Below are 15766 nucleotides of genomic sequence, written 5' to 3' on the forward strand. Positions count from 1 at the left end.
ACATCGATTGATTAAATATAAGTATTTTAGCTACCGTCAAATTTTTTCAACCATTCAGTTCATATGAAAAAAAGTTTTTCCGTTTCCCTTCCGGGAATGAGGCTCGCATTTGTTTTCCTGTCCGCTTTGATCATTTCTTCCTGTGGCAACAATGCCAATGATAACATAGCATCAGCTTCAGACAGTTTAACAGAAGAACAAAAACATCTGCCCGAAAATGCATTAAAGGGTCTGGCATTGTATGATGGACTGGAGATCACGCCGTTCGCTACCGAACCGATGCTGGTCAATCCTACAAATATTGATGTAGATGATAAAGGTCGTGTTTGGGTGCTGGAAGCATACAACTACCGGCCAGCCATAAACGGAAATCCAACGCATACGGAAGGAGATCGTATTGTGATACTACAGGATACCAACGGCGATGGAAAAGCCGATAGTTCAATGGTATTCTACCAGGGACCTGAAATCAATTCACCTCTTGGTATCAGCGTGTTGGGCAACCGGGTAATCGTTTCGCAAAGTCCATACGTCTGGGTTTTTTATGATGATAACAATGATCTGAAAGCCGACAGAAAAGAGATCATGTTCCAGGGCATTGGTGGAGAACAGCATGATCATGGCATGCACAGTTTTGTTTTTGGCCCCGATGGTAAACTTTATTTCAATTTTGGAAATGAAGGGAAGACACTTCTCGATAAAAACGGCAAACCTGTACTCGACCAGGACGGAGAACCGATTGCTCCGCCTAAATACCGCCAGGGTATGGTGTTCCGTGCAGATCCTGATGGATCAAATGTGGAATGTCTCGGAAAAAATTTCAGAAACAATTTTGAAGTCACTGTTGATAGCTATGGAACCCTTTGGCAAAGTGATAATGATGACGATGGCAATAAAGGCGTGCGCATAAATTATGTGATGCCCTATGGCAATTATGGTTACCAGGATGAAATGACAGGTGCGCACTGGAGTGCAAGGCGTACCAATTGGGAAGATAGTATTCCTCAGCGTCACTGGCATCTGAATGATCCGGGCACTATTCCGAATCTTTTGCAGACGGGTGCAGGATCGCCAACAGGAATCATTACTTACGAAGGAAAACTTTTACCAGCTGCATTTCAGAATCAACTCATCCATTGCGACGCTGGTCCGAATGTGGTGAGATCCTATCCGGTAGAAAAAGATGGTGCAGGATATAAAGCAAAGATTGTGAATTTGGTGAAGGGTGAAAATGATCAGTGGTTCCGTCCTGCCGATGTTTGTGTTGCTCCGGATGGTTCGCTGTTCATTGCAGACTGGTATGACCCGGGGGTTGGAGGGCATGCGGCTGGTGATCAGCAACGTGGTAGAATTTACAGAGTTGCTCCGAAAGGGACTGCATATACAGTTCCGGCACAGGATTACAATACCATTCCGGGATTAATTACAGCGTTGCAGAATCCAAATCTCGAAACACGCTTTTTTGCTTTCATCAATCTCAAAGCCAAAGGTGCTGATGCTGTTGCTGAACTTGAAAAATTATGGAAGAGTAGTGCTGAGCCGAGGATGCGCGCAAGAGCATTCTGGGTGCTCGTAAAAATAAAAGGTGGCACAGGTTATATTGACCAGGCCCTTGCAGATCCGAATCCTGATATCCGCATCATGGGTATACGCGCTGCAGCTGAAGAAAAAACAAATCTTATTCCGGTATTAGAAAAAATGGTGAAGGACAGCGATGTTCAGGTTCGTCGTGAATGTGCAATAGCACTGTATCACGTAAAGTCTCCGCAGTCGGCTGCATTGTGGACAACTCTTGCACAGCAATATGATGGCAAAGATCGCTGGTATCTTGAAGCATTGGGCGTTGGGGCAGATCGTCAATGGGATGAGTTTTTCAAAGCATATGAAAAAGCTGTCGGTGATGTTTTAAAAACGCCTGCCGGAAGAGATATCGTTTGGCGAGCGAGAACTGATGTTGCCATTCCATACCTCGCGCAACTGGCCGCAGACAGAACAGTGCCTTTGCAACAACGCCTTCGCTATTTCAGGGCATTTGATTTCAATCCTGGTAAAGCGAAATCTGCATTGCTCTTACAGATGATAGCAAACAATGAAGCCAATGATCCTGAAGTAAACAAGCTGGTATTGAATCACCTGGATGCAAAGACTGTAAAAAATTCTCCGGTCGCAATGAAAGCATTGAAACAGGTAGTACAGTCAGTCAGCGGCACTCCCGAATATATTGATCTTGTACAGAAATATGAATTAAAAGAAGAAAATCCAAAACTGCTGGAACTTGCCATCAGCGATTATACTACACCGGTAGGTCGCGATGCAGCGAGAATATATCTACAACAGGGCAATGTTAACGAGGTTTGGAAAGTGATCAATGGAAAAGATACAGTGCAAAGCAACCATCTGCTGAAATCCATTGGACGTGTAGGTTCGGCGCCCTCGCTGGCCATACTGCAAAAAGTGATAACTACTTCTTCGTATCCCATCGATACCAGGAAAGTTGCAGCCCTGGGCCTTGGCAGAAGCGGAGCCGGTGAAGATGCAGTTATTGCCATGCTGAAATCCAAAAAAGTTCCGGATGAGCTCATTCCTTCTTTGGTCGAAAGTGTGAGTAAATCATGGCGCCGTGCAATCAGAACAGAAGCTGCTTCATTTTTACCAGCATCTGCACAAAAAGAAAAAGCAAAAGTTCCGACACTTGCTGAGTTGAATGCATTGACTGCAAATGTTGCACATGGAAAAGAAGTGTACAAAACTGCCTGCGCTGCCTGTCACCAGGTAAATAATGAAGGAGCCGGTTTCGGTCCGGCCTTAAGTGAAATAGGATCAAAACTACCAAAAGAAGGTTTGCTTGATGCGATAGTTAATCCATCCAAAGGCATCAGTTTTGGTTATGAAGGATGGGAGATAAAAACAAAAGAAGGATCAACTATTCCCGGAATTATTGCCAGCAAAACAGAATCAGATATCACTTTGAAATTCCCTGGCGGAACAACACAGCTGATTAAAAATTCGGATATCGCTTCCCGTAAGCAGATGGAAACATCGATGATGACGGAAGGTTTGTATGAATCTATGAGTACACAGGATTTAGCGGATTTATTGGGATATCTGGAGTCGTTAAAGAAGAAGTAAGTGGTAAGTGGTAAGTAGTAAGTAGGAACAGCCGGCGGATGATTGTGTTAACGACTAATTAAATGCAGGAATAAAAGGAACCATTTCAAAATGTGAAATTTTTCATTCTGATAAATGTTTTCATGTAGAGACAACGCATGTGTTGTCTCTACATTTGTTGGTGTTCCGGGTAGTGTCTTTTCATAGATGGTGCATATCAGGAACACCAACAAATAATTAAAACGCGCAAATCCAAAAGATGATTGATACTACATTCTAATCGCTAATTCTCCTGCCTGCCTACTCCTGCCTTTTGCGATATATTTGTTGGTGTTCAGAATAGCTTATTTTCATAGATCGTTCATGTCAGGAACACCAACAAATAATTCTAAATCTCCTGCCTCCTTACTCCTGCCTTTTGTCTCTTTTTCCTAATTTCCCGTAATGAAAAAATTCTTCCTCTATCTCAATTTCATCGCCCTGATTTTATCCTGTTCCACAACACGTACAAATGCCGCAGAAGAAATCAATACCGATATCTGTATTTATGGGGCTACTTCAGCCGGCGTCATAGCTGCCTATTCAGCAGCGAAGCTGGGGAAGAAAGTTATTTTAATAGATCCCAATTCGCACACGGGAGGGCTAACCTCGGGCGGACTTGGCTATACGGATATAGGAAACAAGTATGCCATCTCAGGATTATCGCTTGATTTTTATCGCAGGCTTGGTAAGCACTATAAAAAATTTGAGCAGTGGATTTTTGAACCACATGTCGCTGAAAATTTATTTAAAGAGTATCTGAATCGTGCAGCGATAAAACCCATGTTTAAAAGCGAACTCACAAAAGTTTCAAAAGAAGGAAACAAAATCAGTTCAGTAACAGTACAACAAAGAAGTGAGGGAGGTAAGAATACAGAGACTGTAATCAATGCGTCTGTCTTTATAGATTGCACATATGAAGGTGATCTGATGGCGATGGCAGGGATCAGTTACTCCGTAGGTCGCGAAGCCAATGTAACTTATAAGGAATCCTACAACGGTGTTCAGCTACTCGACAAACACCAGTTTGCAGATGGCATTGATCCGTTTAAAATCAAAGGAAAACCCGAGTCCGGTTTGCTTTGGGGAATCAGCAATGAACCTGTTGCTCAACAGGGAACTGGTGATAAAAAAGTGCAGGCTTATAATTTTCGCATATGCCTTACGGATAGCCAGGCAAATAGTATTCCTATCACCAGGCCAGACAATTATGACAGCACCAGGTACGAACTCCTGATTCGACTACTGGAGAAAGATCCTGCGACGCCATTCAACAAAATCATGAAACCGGACCTGATGACCAACAGGAAAACAGATATCAACAACAATGGTCCTTTTTCAACAGATATGATCGGAATGAACTATGATTATGCAGAAGGCAACTGGCAGCTGAGAAAAGAAATTCAGAAAGCGCACGAAGATTACAATAAGGGATTTCTGTATTTTATTGGTCATGACCCGAGGATGCCTGAACACTTACGCAAGGAAATGCTACGCTGGGGATATCCGAAAGATGAGTATATAAATAATGGCAACTGGTCACCCCAGATGTATGTACGCGAAGCAAGGCGCATGACAGGTGAATATATTATGACACAGGCCAATTGCGAAGGACGCGAGAAAGTTACCGACGGAGTCGGCATGGCTGCTTACACAATGGATTCACACAATTGCCAGCGTGTCGTCATTGAAAAAAATGGTGTCACTATGGTGAAGAATGAAGGAGATGTTCAGGTTGGTGGATTTCCTCCGTATCCGATTTCTTATCGTTCGATTGTTCCGAAAAAATCGGAATGCAGGAACATATTTGTACCGGTATGTTTATCTGCAACACATATCGCCTATGGCTCAATTCGAATGGAACCGGTATTTATGGTACTGGCACAATCAGCTGCTTATGCTGCAGTAATGGCAATCGATAATAACCAGGATATCCAGGATCTTGATATTGCAAAACTGCAACAACAACTTCGGGAAAACCCCCTCGCGGACAAAAGCACACCGGATATACTTATTGATAATGAAGACTCCCGGGTAAGCGTGAACGGTAACTGGGAAAAAAATACCGATTCGAAAAATGCATATGGTATTTCATCTTACCGGATCAGCAAGTCAGAAGGTGAGGCTTCGATAAAATTCAGTGTAGAAATTCCGGAACGAATGGATTATGATGTATATGTGTACCTGCCAAAGATCAATGGAGCAAGTTCAAAACTCACTGTACATGTCGCCAACGGAATAAAAATAGTTCCCAGGAAAATTAATCTGAAAAACTTCCAGGTTGCGGGTCAGACTTCAGGCGAATGGATTCATGCCGGCACGTATAATTTTAAAGCAGGAAATTATGGATATGTGGAAATTACAAATCGTGATGCAAATGGAATAGTGGTGGCGGATGCGGTGGTGTTGGTACCGAAAAGAAAATAGTTGTTTATACCGGCCGGCCGGATGCAGACCTATTCCATTACGCTGATTTCATATCCTGACTCATTTTATTGAACTCCTTAAATTCCCATGGCGGAATCAACCTCTTTTCGTTTAGGAACGGAGGATTGTGCCCCGTTCCTCGTAACTGAAATAGCAGCAGCTGCACATGCAAATTCCACAGCAGATTCAATACCTCTTCCTTCAGCCAGCGCCACTGCAAGCGCCCCGCTGAAAACATCACCCGCGGCCGTTGTATCCACAGCATCAACTTTTTTTGCTTCCTTCATGGTGAATTTTCCCTTATCACAGATCAAAGCGCCGAGCGATCCTAAAGTGATTACAACAGTTTTTACGCCAAGATCAACAATGGCTTTAGCAGCTCTTTTTGCAGAGTCAATATCAGTCACTTTCATTCCGGCAATTATTCCTGCTTCTGTTTCGTTAGGTGTGAGAATATCGATTTTAGAAAGCCGTTCGTGCGACAGGGCACTCGCAGGTGCGGGATTCAGAATGACCTTTGCATTCCCAGGTGCAGCATAGCCAACAACATACTCCACGGTATCCATCGGAATTTCCAATTGTAACAAAACAATGTCTGCTTGTTCAATTTCTTTCAATGCAAGCGCAATATCTTTTTTTTCCAGGGAAGCATTTGCACCGGGAGCGACTACAATACTATTCTCTCCCGACTTGTCAACAGTGATGAATGCAATACCGGAAGGTATATTTTCATCGAACAGAACATAACCTGTGCCGATGCCTTCATTTGCAAATAATTGTGAAAACTGTTTCCCGAAAAGATCATTACCCAGCTTTGAAACAAAAATCACTTCACCTCCTAACCTTGATACGGCAACTGCCTGGTTGGCCCCTTTGCCGCCGGGGTTCATAAAAAACGAATGAGAAAGAATTGTTTCACCAGGCGCGGGAATATGATCAGTCTTTACAACCATATCCATATTTGAACTACCCACAACTATAATTTTTCCGGATTTCATTTTAGAATTTTTAATGGCGGTATCAATGATTCAAATGTAGTTCATAGTTCATAGTTCATAGTTCATAGGGAAGGTTTCATCGTGATAAATGTCCAGACCAGTCATTCACTCCCCCATTTCGCAGAATACTTCCGGCCTTTCGCAGACAATCGCTTCCGATCATGTCTGACCCGGAATACTTTCGCCTTCACAAGCATAAGTCATGTACTGCATCGAAACAAAAAATCTGGATCACCGGTTTTCATCTGGTCAGCAAGTGCTCAGCAATATCAACCTGAAAATACCATCGGGATCCATCTTCGGATTTTTAGGACCCAACGGCGCCGGTAAGACGACGACACTACGATTGTTATTAGGGCTTCTTAAAAAGCAATCAGGAAAGATTGAATTTTTCGGGGAAGATTTCGAAAAGCAGCGAATACCGATACTGAAGAAAACAGGATCGCTTATTGAATCGCCATCTTTCTATGGGCAGCTTACCGCGGCAGAAAATCTCGAAATCCTTCAGCGGGTCTACTGTATTCCTAAAAAAAGAATCAATGAAGCGTTGCAGATTGTTGGTCTTGCAGACACCGGAAACAAAAAGTCATCGCGATTCTCTTTGGGCATGAAACAACGGTTGAGTATTGCCATGGCCATACTACACAATCCAGATATACTCATCCTCGATGAACCAACGAATGGTCTTGATCCGAATGGGATCATCGAAATACGCGCCTTGCTGAAAAGTTTGAACGAAGACCACAAAATGACCATTCTCATTTCCAGCCATCTGCTTTCTGAAATTGAAAAACTCGTGACCCACACAGGCATCATTCATAAAGGCAAACTCATTTTCCAGGGCACATTGAATCAGCTTCAGCAAAAACAGGAAAGAAACTCTATCACATCATTTGAAACGGATGACAATGAAAAAGCATTCCACATCCTTCAACAAAACAAATTTGAGATTTCCTCAAAAAATGGAAAGATCAACCTGTCAATTCAGGACAAAACCGCAATTGCAGGCATTAACAGAATCTTAGTTGAAAATAAAATCGATGTGTACCAAATCCATTCTTCAAATTCCGATCTCGAATCCATATTCATGGAAATGGTGAGTAAATAACAAACAACCTATTAAAATAGTAACATGGAACTTATCCGTTGCATACAGGCCGAGTGGTTGAAACGCAGGCACAGCCTTGCTTCATGGCTGGTAATCGTGGGAGGATTCTTTACGTCTGTCATCCTTATCATTGCAAAGCTTGTTCATTACGACAAACTCGCTGAAGCCAACAAACAACCCGGGTTCTGGAGACAACACTGGCTGAACTCCTGGGAATCGATGGCTATCCTGCTATTGCCACTGGGGATCATCCTGGCTGTTAGCCTGATCACGCAACTTGAATTCCGGAACAATTGCTGGAAACAGTGGCACACAACACCACAACATTTTACCACCATGTACTTTTCAAAATTGCTGGTATTAATCTTTATGTTACTTCAGCTCTTCTTCTTTTTAAACATCGGCATTTATCTGTCTGCGGTATTGCCGGGACTATTTGTGAAAGGTACTTCCTACCCTGCCGCGGAAATTCCTTTCTCTCTTTTTGCGAAACAAAACCTGATCTTTTTTATCACCAGCCTTCCCGTTGTTTCGCTTCAATTCCTTGCCGGCTTACAATTTAAAAATTTTATGGTTTCACTGGGTTGCGGAATTACGCTCTGGATTGCTTCCATTGCATTACTAACATGGAAATACAGTTACATCCTACCTTACAGCTATTCAAGCCTCTACTTCTTTAATATTGCAGGGAGATTTAAACACCAGATCAATTTCAGTTATTGGTCACTGGGATGGTTTTTCCTTTTTACAGTCGCCGGATATATTTTGTACATTACCAAAAAAGAAAAAGGCTGATCAACATCAGTGCAGAAAGAATGAGTCGATTGTTTATTATCATATTGCATATCCTCTATTGGTTTCTATTTCTGTCGTTGCTTCTTTTGTTTTACACATTCCTGGTACTGATTCCTGGTTTTGAGAAAATGTCGACAAACAAAACCGGATCGTTTGTATTCTGGATTAAACTGATGACCGGATTTGCAGTTATCCCCGCGTTGATCTCGTTTTATACTTTTTACACTGTGCTGTTCACGGGATTGCTCAGCAAACGAAAATTTGTACTCTTTTGTATCGCGGGAATTGCTGTTTCACTACTGGCTGCTATCATTGGAGCACTTGCGGAATCAACAGAATTTCTATTTGGTAAAAATTATTTATTTAATGATGACTATCGATCTGCAATAATAATCATTGCTGTGATGGCTTTCGGTGCGTTTATCAATGGAGTGATTGGTGCAATCATCCGTGGATTTATTACGTGGTACAATGAGATCAGATACAAAGAAGAATTGCAGAGTAAAAATCACCAGATGGAACTTGAGCTGATCAAAGCGCAGGTGAATCCGCACTTTCTTTTCAATACACTAAATAACATAGATGTACTAATAGAACAGGATGCTGAAAAAGCATCGGATTACCTTCGGAAATTATCCGAAATACTCAGGTTCATGCTGTACGAATCCAAGTCGCAGAAAATATCTGCCAGCCGGGAAATTGAATACATCGAAAAATACCTCGCCCTACAGCAGTTGCGAAATTCAAACCCGGCTTTTGTGGATTTTAAAATTGAAGGAAACCCCGCGGAACACGTTACAGAGCCAATGATTTTTATTCCATTTATTGAAAATGCCTTTAAACATGCCAACAATAAAAACATGGTGCATGGTATAAGGATCCATTTTGATTTCAGCGGAACGGACACCAGGTTTCTATGTACAAATGCATATCAGCAGGAGGCTGAAAAAATGTTCCCGGGAGGTTTGGGAAATCCGTTAATCCGGAAAAGACTGAAACTGTTATATCCTGATTCTCATCAATTGACCACCAGTGAAGATGGCGAAATGTATATTATTGAATTAATCATTAACGATACCTATGACCTGCGCGATTATTGAGGACGAACCGTTGGCAAGGGAACGCCTGAAAAATTATATCTCTAAAACGAGTGATTTGAAACTATCATTTATTGCAGAGAATGGTATCGAGGCAACTCAGCTGTTACGTAAGCATTCTGTAGATATTATTTTCCTCGATATCCACATGCCTGGCATTTCAGGCATCGCTTTATTGGAAAAAGGAATTACAACCGCTGCCGTTGTCATCACGACCGCGCATCATGAATTTGCAGTGAAAGGATTTGAACTGGATGTAACAGACTATTTATTGAAACCTTTCGGCTATGATCGTTTTTTGCAGGCGGTGGAAAAAGCGAAATATCCCAGGTTACCAAAGGACCAGCATTTTTTTGTAAAAACGGAATATCGCCTGGAAAAAATTCTTTACAGCGATTTGCTATATATTGAAGGAATGCGTGATTATAGAAAGCTGCATACCAAAACAAAAACGATCATGACGTTGCAGACCTTCCGCGATTTTGAATATGAAATTCCTGCATCAAAGGTTTGCAGGGTTCATAAATCGTTTATGGTGTCAATAGAAAATATCAGCTCCTTCAGCAAGAGTGAAATTATAATCAACAAAGTTTCTATTCCCGTATCAGAAACATACCGGGAAAACTTTTTTAAAAACCTGGGCAGGAAATTCTGAAAAAGAAACAGAGGAGAATCATCGAAGTAAACCATACTCAATTCGTAGTTCAATTCAGGCCTTCCTCCATAACAAAAAGTGCGTGGTTTCATACCCACGCACTTTTTACATGCTCTTTTTGTATTTAAGTCAGATAAGCAAACTTCATACAGTAATTAAGAGTTTTGATTTCTGAATACATATCGGATGCAACAGAACTCTTTAATCTCTTCTTTTTTTTCCGATCAGCAGGACCCTTAATTTTTTGCAGTTTCTTTAGGCTGATCCATTTTGCTGTTATCTGGTGAAATCACCACTTTAATAGCGTCTTTCTGTGAGCCCGAGCTCTTGGTTTTAGTATCTTTTTTCAAAGTTACGCTTACTTCTTCAACACCTTCAGTCAGCAATGTTTTTGCTACATTGGCAGCGCGCTGTGAACGAACAGCCATTGAAGCACCGGTGCTTTTACGTGGTTTTGCCTTGTTTGATACAGTTCTTCCGCCTTCAGAAGTATAGCGTTTTTTAGCCGCATAACTCTTGCCGGATTTTTTCGCAGCAGTAGATTTTTTTGCTGTGCCGGTTGAAGATGAAGCAGTAGCATCATGGTTTGCATTTGCATCAGCACTTACATTGCTGTTGTTCGCTGATGAATTGTTATCCATTGATGCATCAGAAGACTCAGGCATTCCAACTGTAGCAGGCATTACACCAACCTTATAGTCAGCCTGCGATTTTACTGTGCTGGCAATTTGTTTAACGACTTTTTTACCATTGGAGTTCAGTGTAGTTGAACCACCGGAGAAAAATTTCTTTTCATCCAAAGAAACAGAAACAGTTCCGTTAGTGTGTTCAATGTCTGCTGAAGTTAAACCTGCTCCGGAAAGATCGGTAGCCAATGTCTGTTGCATCTGGGTACCTGCTTCCTGGCGTGCTGTGAAATATGCCTGGTAGTCCATATTAGGCTTCTGCTGGCTAATATAATTGTTCAGGCTGTCCAGTGAAGTTTTCATGCTGGAATTCGTTGTTTCCAGGCTCGATACTTTCTGCTGCAGATTTGAAGATTCAGTGGCTAATCGTGCGCTGTCGCTTCTTAATGTTTCAACTGTCGCTCTTGATGTCGCTAACTCACTCTGAGATGTCTTGTATTTTTTACTCGATACGCAACTGGGTAGTACAAAGGCTAAAGAGAGTCCGGCAACCAGTGTGGTTGTGAATAGTCTTTTCATGGTAGTTTTTTTATTGTTCATGTTTTATACCTAAATCATTCTTAAAAAGTATACCAAACCCCGCGCCACTTCTGTTATTTAATTATGATCTCAGAGAAATATTTTTTGTGTAGAAATTTATAACCAAAGTTTTTATCACACTTCACATAATTGCTAAATCGAAAAAGAAGTACTTTGAAAGATATTCCGGAAGGTTGAAAAGAGCTATCAGAAACAAACGATGTAGAAATAATTCCTGCGACCGATTTTATTTCCGGAAGTCTTCAGGCGAAAAAAATCTGGCACGAAAATTTCAGTGTAATTGGTAATTAAGTTTCTTGAATAGAGGTGGTTCTGAAAAGGATCTGAGAACACACTCTTAATACCTGATCTGGGTAATGCCAGCGTAGGAAAAGAAAAGAAACTACGGAGGCTCCGGCACAACAACCGGAGTCTTTTTTTATCACTGATTCTCCCATCTATCCAGTCGTTGATAACCCTGGAAAAATGCCTCTTATAAGAAACCTCACCAATATTGTCCCGGAATCACCGGGACTAATATTTTCAGCTAATCAACTTTAATTATGGCATCTTCAAATACCGGATGTCCCGTGCAGGTAAGTACCAGTCCTTTTAATAAATCTGCATCCGTCAACACCTCGTTATTGCTGTGCCATATTCCACCCTTAATGCAATGTGCAACACAATTTCCGCATCGACCAGTTTCGCAACTGTAAGGTAATACGATTCCTTCCTTTCGCGCAGCTTTCAAAATTGAATCGGGGAAATGGACAGGTACCCTATACCGTGAGTTCGACCTGATGATCTCCACAATATGACTATTTTTATCCGGTGGCTCAGGTGTGACAGATGACGGTAGAGGAATTACAAAATTTTCTTTACGTATCTGGTCAGCAGGAATTCCCTGCTCCTGCAAAATCGTTGTTATTCGGAACATGTAAGATTCCGGCCCGCAGATGTAAAACAGGTTGCTTTCTGCAGGTTCTTCTAACCCGTGCCTTAACAATTTTAATAACTGTTCCCGGTTCAATCTCGATCCGCTGATATCCGCGGCATCACTGAAAAATAATACGAGTTCTACCTGGGGAAAATCTGAATCCAGCGTAAGCAACTCCGAATGAAAAGCTGTTGAACCCAATGACCTGTTGCTGTATAACAATTTTATTTTTGTTTCAGGAAAGCGCAGCAAAGCAGCCCTTATAAGTGAATATATGGGTGTAATGCCGCTTCCCGCGGCAAAGAAAACAAGCTGGTTTATCTTACTTTCTTCGGGAGGCAATACAAACATGCCGGCAGCCCCGATTGTCAGGAGCTGATCACCGGCCGCTGTGTGATCAACCAATATCCGCGATACAATTCCATTGGGTTTTCTCTTTACACCGATCGTCAGCATTTCATCAATGCCAGGTACTGATACGATCGAATACGACCTTCTTATTTCTGCATGTTCATCTTTGAAAACAAGTGTAAGGTACTGACCGGGATGATATTTAATGTGATGGTTCTTCTCAAAACTTACCAGGCAGAAATCCGGTAACAGGTGCCGGACGCCATGTACGGTGAGAGAAATATAATCTGATCCGGGTTTCAATGTTAAGTCTGATTCAGCAGCAATACTAAATCATCCCGGTCAAAAATAAAACAGCCCCGGTTGATGGGAGCTGCCCTGACAGATATCTTACGCTAAAATGAAACTTTTAATCCTTCACGAAAGACTTCTGAATATTCATACATGGTACTTCGCACCTTCCTCAGATTCCCATCGCAGATCTCAGTTCCTTTCCGTTTTCATCGAAGTAGATGTACTTCTTCTCGATACCTCGCTTCGCTTCAATCCGGTAACCTTTTTCATTATACTTATTTTCCACCCAGGCGCTGGACAGATATTCCCAGTCAGCGATCCTGCTCTTTTCATAAGAGGCGAGTACGGCTTTCGGCAGATCTTCCTTATCAATGAATTTCTCAGTATAATGCCAGCTGCCGTTCACATAATAATGAGTCTTGTAAGTTTCGTTATCGATGGTAAACTTAACTGTGTACCTGGCAACATTGTTTGTCCATTCCACATCTGTGGCATCAGGATAGCGGCTTTCAAAATCTGTCCTGGATTTTTCAGGAATATTTACGATCTGTGCGTTGGTAATTGCCGGTACACCAGCTGCAATGAACGCCAACACCAGGATACGAAAGAAATAGCTTTTCATGAATTTATTTTTGAATGGGTTTATAAGTAAGCAAATGATTTGCCGGAACTAACAAAGAAACATAACCGAAATCAAATAATTTCTTAAAATAAATAAGAGAAAATGTTAAATGTGGTGATATGCAAATAATTACTGAAGTGAATTTATATAGTCAATTGCTCTCTCCAGGTCTTCAGGTGCATCGATCTCTACTCCATCATAATGGGTCGGAACCATTTTCAATGGGATGCCATGCTCGAGATAACGGAGGCATTCAATTTTTTCCGCCTGTTCCAGCGGAGTCATTTCCCAGGTAGTAAACTCCAGTAATATCTCTTTCCGATAGGCGTACACGCCGATATGTTTGAAATGTTTCGCGGCCACATTTTTATCGCGCACGTATGGAATCGGCTCTCTTGAAAACAGGAGTGAATTACTATTGAGGTCAACCACCACCTTTACATAGTTGGGATCATCGATGAATTGCTGCTCGTAGATTTCCATCATCAGCGAAGCCACTTTTATTTCTCTGGCATGATCATTTTTGAAAACAGCTATAAGATCACTCAATGATTTCTTTCCGATAAACGGAGCGTCCCCCTGCACGTTGATCACTACATCAACGTCCATATCCCGAACTGCTTCTGCTATCCGATCGCTTCCGCTTTCATGTTCTTTTTTGCTGATGATGGCTTTCCCTCCGTGGCTCACAATTTCATTATAAATTTCTTCACCATCACATACCACAAAAACATCATCAAACAAACCGGTATCAACAGCGGCATCGTAAGTCATTCTGATAACGGACTTACCATGAATTTTTGTCAACAGTTTGCCTGGAAAACGGCTGGACGCCATGCGCCCGGGTATCATAGCAATAATTTTCATAAGCCTTGATGAGTTGTCGCCTTTAAAACCTGTGCAAGATGAATAGAATTTCTCAAAGAAATAAATATGCCTTCAGATATAAAAAAAGCTTTTGTAAAAAACGGTATACAATCTAAGAAAAGATCATAGAAATCAAACCGGTGAGAATAAGAATCAAACCGGTTATTATTCCAGCATTGTGTTCAAGTTTATGCCAATTGTATTTCACCATATTCTTATATGCTAAATGCACCCAGATCAGCATGCCTGCAATCGTCACTACGGCATATATAGCCGCGATCAGCATCACCTGGACACGACCCAATGTACCCGCCAGTAAAAAATAAGGTTCGATTTCCATACACGGTGAAAGAAACATGGCGATCACCAGCGAAAAAATTATTCCGCTTTTGGTTCGCTGCCTGATATCCTGCTCGTGTACATGAAAATGATGATGGCGATAATGCTGGATGATAAAATAAAGGCCGAGTAATACCAGTAAAGAGGGAGCAATGACTTTCGAAAAACGACTGATACTGATACTGAGCTCAGCACCAATAATGCCCAAGAAGATTCCAATGATAATCGTACTGAGCACATGTGCAAGGCCGGAGATCAGCGTGACCTGCAATATATCTCCCCGTGACCACTTCTCTTTTCTTCCGATGGCCAATACAGGCAACCAATGGTTAGGAATTAAAGAATGCAACAAACTGATGAGTAAACTTCCGATCCAGATTGAATTCATAACATTCTGCCCACTCTTTTTTGTACTGCAGGTACTTTAATCCATGTTGCTTTTCAAGAAACACTTATTCCAGTCGGATCTGTACCTGAATTGTAAAATAAGTGAGAACGGCAATGGTAAAAGTAAAGAGATTAGGCAGGATAAGAAAAATTACCCGGACTGTGATGATCATATCCAGGAAAACCGGGTTCCGGCTCACATGGAAAGATGACTTTTGTGACCAGCTTTTTCTTGTTTTTTTTCATCAATTCCACTGCGAAGGGATCTGCTCATTTGTATCTCTGCAATCAATATCCAGTAGAAAGCAATATTAATCAGTACCAGACCCGCAATCACGGCCCGGAACTTCTCAGGAAAGCCTACCGGAACAAGATAACCATGTTGAACATCTGTAAAGCTTGCAAACAAAATAATTGCAGTGAGTGAAATTATAAGAAGCTTCATCACAGAACCCAGGTAGTCGTGTGTGTTATCAGATGTCGGGGTAATGGAATTTTGTTAGTAAGTATGAAGGCCGATTTACGACTGACGTATTG

Annotated in this window: 13 protein-coding genes and 1 riboswitch; of the genes, 6 read left to right on the top strand and 7 right to left on the bottom strand. The window is 41.7% G+C overall.

From position 1 onward, the window contains the following. Positions 1-63 precede the first annotated feature (63 nt). Positions 64-3129, top strand: coding sequence for a PVC-type heme-binding CxxCH protein (locus tag P2W82_RS08910; protein WP_336515524.1), 3066 nt, complete (start codon positions 64-66; stop codon positions 3127-3129). A 423-nt stretch (positions 3130-3552) separates the two neighbouring features. Then, positions 3553-5574 carry an FAD-dependent oxidoreductase gene (locus P2W82_RS08915; RefSeq protein ID WP_336515525.1) on the top strand — a complete coding sequence of 674 codons (2022 nt, stop codon included), beginning with the start codon at positions 3553-3555 and terminating at the stop codon, positions 5572-5574. 77 nt (positions 5575-5651) lie between these two features. Here the strand turns inward: P2W82_RS08915 and rbsK are convergent, their stop codons facing one another. Next, positions 5652-6572 (bottom strand): ribokinase, encoded by a 921-nt coding sequence (rbsK, locus tag P2W82_RS08920; protein WP_336515526.1) that lies wholly within the window; start codon positions 6570-6572, stop codon positions 5652-5654. A 202-nt stretch (positions 6573-6774) separates the two neighbouring features. On the opposite strand from rbsK, the gene P2W82_RS08925 reads away from it, so the two are divergent. From P2W82_RS08925 to P2W82_RS08940, 4 genes are read left to right on the top strand one after another with little or no spacing between them, the layout of a single operon-like run. Further along, positions 6775-7680, top strand: a complete 906-nt coding sequence (locus tag P2W82_RS08925; RefSeq protein WP_336515527.1) for an ATP-binding cassette domain-containing protein — start codon at positions 6775-6777, stop codon at positions 7678-7680. A 24-nt stretch (positions 7681-7704) separates the two neighbouring features. Next, positions 7705-8475 (top strand): ABC transporter permease, encoded by a 771-nt coding sequence (locus P2W82_RS08930; RefSeq protein ID WP_336515528.1) that lies wholly within the window; start codon positions 7705-7707, stop codon positions 8473-8475. Between the two features lie 20 nt (positions 8476-8495). Further along, positions 8496-9575 (top strand): sensor histidine kinase, encoded by a 1080-nt coding sequence (locus P2W82_RS08935; protein ID WP_336515529.1) that lies wholly within the window; start codon positions 8496-8498, stop codon positions 9573-9575. Continuing rightward, positions 9556-10227 (top strand): LytR/AlgR family response regulator transcription factor, encoded by a 672-nt coding sequence (locus P2W82_RS08940; RefSeq protein ID WP_336515530.1) that lies wholly within the window; start codon positions 9556-9558, stop codon positions 10225-10227. The genes P2W82_RS08935 and P2W82_RS08940 overlap by 20 nt, the downstream gene beginning before the upstream one ends. Positions 10228-10463: 236 nt before the next feature. Here the strand turns inward: P2W82_RS08940 and P2W82_RS08945 are convergent, their stop codons facing one another. From P2W82_RS08945 to P2W82_RS08970, 6 genes are all read right to left on the bottom strand, one after another. After that, positions 10464-11432, bottom strand: a complete 969-nt coding sequence (locus tag P2W82_RS08945) for a hypothetical protein (protein WP_336515531.1) — start codon at positions 11430-11432, stop codon at positions 10464-10466. A gap of 313 nt (positions 11433-11745) precedes the next feature. Then, positions 11746-11841, top strand: a riboswitch (TPP riboswitch). A 138-nt stretch (positions 11842-11979) separates the two neighbouring features. Further along, on the bottom strand, positions 11980-13023 hold the full coding sequence (locus P2W82_RS08950) for a flavin reductase family protein (protein WP_336515532.1): 1044 nt from the start codon (positions 13021-13023) through the stop codon (positions 11980-11982). A gap of 160 nt (positions 13024-13183) precedes the next feature. Continuing rightward, positions 13184-13636 carry a hypothetical protein gene (locus P2W82_RS08955; RefSeq protein ID WP_336515533.1) on the bottom strand — a complete coding sequence of 151 codons (453 nt, stop codon included), beginning with the start codon at positions 13634-13636 and terminating at the stop codon, positions 13184-13186. A gap of 129 nt (positions 13637-13765) precedes the next feature. Then, positions 13766-14503 (bottom strand): 3-deoxy-manno-octulosonate cytidylyltransferase, encoded by a 738-nt coding sequence (gene kdsB, locus P2W82_RS08960; RefSeq protein ID WP_336515534.1) that lies wholly within the window; start codon positions 14501-14503, stop codon positions 13766-13768. A gap of 112 nt (positions 14504-14615) precedes the next feature. After that, positions 14616-15230 (bottom strand): hypothetical protein, encoded by a 615-nt coding sequence (locus P2W82_RS08965; RefSeq protein WP_336515535.1) that lies wholly within the window; start codon positions 15228-15230, stop codon positions 14616-14618. A gap of 195 nt (positions 15231-15425) precedes the next feature. After that, positions 15426-15674, bottom strand: a complete 249-nt coding sequence (locus P2W82_RS08970) for a hypothetical protein (protein ID WP_336515536.1) — start codon at positions 15672-15674, stop codon at positions 15426-15428. Positions 15675-15766 lie beyond the last annotated feature (92 nt).

This window comes from Pollutibacter soli (genome assembly GCA_029269725.1).
Taxonomy (GTDB): Bacteria; Bacteroidota; Bacteroidia; order Chitinophagales; family Chitinophagaceae; genus Pollutibacter; species Pollutibacter soli.

What these genes read in the sequence shown, in the direction of transcription:
- P2W82_RS08910 (WP_336515524.1), top strand. Translation starts at nt 64, where the DNA reads ATGAAAAAAAGTTTTTCCGTTTCCCTTCCGGGAATGAGGCTCGCATTT.
- P2W82_RS08915 (WP_336515525.1), top strand. Translation starts at nt 3,553, where the DNA reads ATGAAAAAATTCTTCCTCTATCTCAATTTCATCGCCCTGATTTTATCC.
- rbsK (WP_336515526.1), bottom strand. Translation starts at nt 6,572, where the DNA reads ATGAAATCCGGAAAAATTATAGTTGTGGGTAGTTCAAATATGGATATG.
- P2W82_RS08925 (WP_336515527.1), top strand. Translation starts at nt 6,775, where the DNA reads ATGTACTGCATCGAAACAAAAAATCTGGATCACCGGTTTTCATCTGGT.
- P2W82_RS08930 (WP_336515528.1), top strand. Translation starts at nt 7,705, where the DNA reads ATGGAACTTATCCGTTGCATACAGGCCGAGTGGTTGAAACGCAGGCAC.
- P2W82_RS08935 (WP_336515529.1), top strand. Translation starts at nt 8,496, where the DNA reads ATGAGTCGATTGTTTATTATCATATTGCATATCCTCTATTGGTTTCTA.
- P2W82_RS08940 (WP_336515530.1), top strand. Translation starts at nt 9,556, where the DNA reads ATGACCTGCGCGATTATTGAGGACGAACCGTTGGCAAGGGAACGCCTG.
- P2W82_RS08945 (WP_336515531.1), bottom strand. Translation starts at nt 11,432, where the DNA reads ATGAAAAGACTATTCACAACCACACTGGTTGCCGGACTCTCTTTAGCC.
- P2W82_RS08955 (WP_336515533.1), bottom strand. Translation starts at nt 13,636, where the DNA reads ATGAAAAGCTATTTCTTTCGTATCCTGGTGTTGGCGTTCATTGCAGCT.
- kdsB (WP_336515534.1), bottom strand. Translation starts at nt 14,503, where the DNA reads ATGAAAATTATTGCTATGATACCCGGGCGCATGGCGTCCAGCCGTTTT.
- P2W82_RS08965 (WP_336515535.1), bottom strand. Translation starts at nt 15,230, where the DNA reads ATGAATTCAATCTGGATCGGAAGTTTACTCATCAGTTTGTTGCATTCT.
- P2W82_RS08970 (WP_336515536.1), bottom strand. Translation starts at nt 15,674, where the DNA reads ATGAAGCTTCTTATAATTTCACTCACTGCAATTATTTTGTTTGCAAGC.